Here is a 2,843-nt window from a genome sequence, read left to right as displayed (position 1 = left end):
ACGAATCCCGGTTAAGCTGCAGTAAACGGCGCTTAGCCGGGAGTTTTTTATGCCCGATGCGAAAGGGGAGGAATCATGGTTCATTACGAAGTGTTTGTACTGCGAACGGTTTCGCATCCCTTTATTAATTATAGCTATATTGTTTTTGATAAAAGCAGCCGCTCTGCCATCATCATTGATCCTTCATGGGAACTCGATACCATAATAGGCAGGCTAAACTATTTAAACGCAGATGTGAAAGGGATTATGCTGACCCACTCCCACTACGATCACGTAAATTTGGCGTCGGTGTTAACCGAAATTTATGAATGTGATGTATTCATGTCGAGCGTGGAAATTGAAGACTATGGTTTTAATTGCCGAAATTTGACAAGTTTATCCGATAATGAGGTCGTCATGTTCGGGGAGACAAACGTGACGTGCTTGTGGACGCCCGGGCATACTTCGGGAAGTATGTGTTTTTTGCTTGAAGACTGTATTTTTACGGGGGATACACTCTTTATTGAAGGCTGCGGGGGATGCAATTTCAAGGGGGGATCCGCTGAGGCAATGTTTGATAGCATTCAAAAAATCAAATCTTTTGCAGCTCCGGAACTGCGGGTATTTCCTGGTCATTCCTATGGTACCCCTCCTGGTCAAACGATAAGTATGTTGTACGATCAGAACATCTATTTTCAATTGGATTCGCTCAAGCATTTTGTCAATTTCAGAATGAGGCCAAATCAAGAAGGGATATTTAATTTTCGATAAAATGGGAGTGAAAAAAAGTGGGGAAATCGATCGTATTTTTGTTTTCGGGGCAAGGATCGCAATATTACCAAATGGGCAAGGAGTTATATCGGGATCAGCCGGTATTCCGTCATTGGATTCAGAAGCTGGATCAATATTATTATCAAATCTCCGGGAAATCGGTAACCCGCGAGCTTTACGAGAATGATTATCCGATCAGCCAGCCATTTGATTCATTACCATTCACACATCCCGCAATATTCATGATCGAGTATGCCTTAGCTCAGGTATTTATGGAATATCGGATCTTCCCTGATTATGTGTTAGGCACAAGCTTGGGGGAATTTGCTTCCTGCACGGTCGCAGGTTCCATGGATTACACTTCAGCATTGGAGCATGTGATCGCTCAAGCTGAAATCGTTCAGAATCATTGCGAATCCGGGGGCATGATCGCTATTCTTGATCAGGTATCTCTATACCGCAGCGAACCGATACTTTATCAGAACTGTGAGATTGCATCGGTTAATTTTGATACGCATTTTGTCATCTCGGGAGGAGCCGCGGCTCTTTCCGAAGTGGAGTCTTATTTAAAAGATTGTAATATCATGGCTCAGCGATTACCCATTCGTCATGGTTTCCATTCCAAGTGGATCGACCCGGCAGGCCCGTATTATGAGCGCCATGTAAGCTCTTTAGCTTTAAAGTCTCCCCATACGACCGTAATCTCATCTTTTAGCGGGCAGAGGGTGGCTGCTTTCGAACCCGAATACTTATGGAACGTGGTGAGGGAACCGATCCAATTCCGCAATGCATTGAAATCTTTGATGCCCCTGAAAGATAAGATTTTTGTAGATTTAGGCCCTGGAGGAACACTTGCCACCTTCATTAAGCATAATCATCAAATGTTTGGCTCACATGAAGTTCAAAATATATATACCGTTCTAAGTCCTTTTCATAAGGATATCCATAGATTGGAACAAGTCATATCCAAAATAAAAATGGAACGAGTAACCACTTAAGTCATACTAAGAATTAATGTCGAAACCATGAGTATTTTGCGATTGCCCGAGAAATAATAACATGTTATGAATAGTATAAGATAATAAAATACGAGCATAAACGCCTTGCAAGATATGGTTTATACAACGATATCAAGCAGCATGATGCTGGCATATGATAAAAGACGTTGTAACCTCCTGGTTGCAGCGTCTTTTTGACGTCATTGCACTAAAGTTGCAGTCGCACCTCAAAATCAACTACTATTTAAAGAGGGAACAGAACTTCTAGAATGTTAGCAGCGTGTTTTGTTTTTATTTACTACTCGAGTCATCACGGCTCTGAATCACACAATCGAAAGGAAGTATCCCATGAATTCTATGCAAATCGAACAGCTCAAAATCATTCGGAACGAAATTACCCGATTTATGATGAAATACAAATTCGCCTTAGATGAGATCGAAACCAAAATGGAAATATTAAAAGAGGAGTTCCAGGCTCTTCATGATTATAGTCCGATCGAACATACGAAGTCCCGCCTGAAATCGCCGGAGAGCATCATGAAGAAGCTGCTCCGAAAAGGCGGAAACATATCTCTCAGTTCCATTGAAGATAACATTAAAGACATCGCTGGTCTAAGAATCACCTGCTCCTTCATTACCGACATTTACAAAATCAGCGACATGCTGCAGAAGCAGAGCGACTTAACGGTCCTGAACGTCAAAGATTATATCAAGAATCCGAAGTCAAACGGATACCAAAGCCTGCATCTGTTAGTCGAAGTGCCTGTTTTTTTCTCCGACCGGGTGGAGAAGGTATGCGTTGAAGTCCAAATTCGGACTATTGCCATGGATTTCTGGGCGAGTCTGGAGCATAAAATTTTCTACAAATATAATAAGTCGGTTCCCCAGCATCTGCTGGAAGAGCTTAAGAAGGCGGCGGATACGGCTAACGCGCTGGACCGTCAGATGGAGCAATTGCACCACGAAGTACAGGCCATTAAGGATTCGGAAAGCAATGATTCGCTGCTGGAGGAGCTGAAGAGCATTCAGATCAACAACCGCAAGTATGAGCTTCCGGCCGGATTGCTTGAAGTGTTGACCGAGGATAATTAAAAG

General features: G+C 42.7%; 3 protein-coding genes. All 3 read left to right on the top strand.

Annotation, left to right across the window (positions count from 1 at the left end; genetic code table 11):
• Positions 1-75: 75 nt before the first annotated feature.
• Positions 76-750: an MBL fold metallo-hydrolase gene (locus MHH48_RS21450; RefSeq protein WP_076321930.1), complete on the top strand. Its 675-nt coding sequence runs from the start codon at positions 76-78 to the stop codon at positions 748-750.
• Between the two features lie 17 nt (positions 751-767).
• Positions 768-1,748, top strand: a complete 981-nt coding sequence (locus MHH48_RS21445) for an acyltransferase domain-containing protein (protein WP_076321929.1) — start codon at positions 768-770, stop codon at positions 1,746-1,748.
• A gap of 357 nt (positions 1,749-2,105) precedes the next feature.
• Positions 2,106-2,840: a GTP pyrophosphokinase family protein gene (locus MHH48_RS21440; protein ID WP_076322186.1), complete on the top strand. Its 735-nt coding sequence runs from the start codon at positions 2,106-2,108 to the stop codon at positions 2,838-2,840.
• Positions 2,841-2,843 lie beyond the last annotated feature (3 nt).

Origin of the sequence: Paenibacillus sp. FSL F4-0100 (assembly GCF_037993005.1) — a bacterium.
In the GTDB taxonomy this organism is placed as follows: domain Bacteria; phylum Bacillota; class Bacilli; order Paenibacillales; family Paenibacillaceae; genus Paenibacillus_AQ.
This window is presented reverse-complemented; position numbering and strand designations above follow the sequence as displayed.

Coding starts and splice junctions, on each gene's coding strand:
- MHH48_RS21450 (WP_076321930.1), top strand. CDS start 76: ATGGTTCATTACGAAGTGTTTGTACTGCGAACGGTTTCGCATCCCTTT.
- MHH48_RS21440 (WP_076322186.1), top strand. CDS start 2,106: ATGCAAATCGAACAGCTCAAAATCATTCGGAACGAAATTACCCGATTT.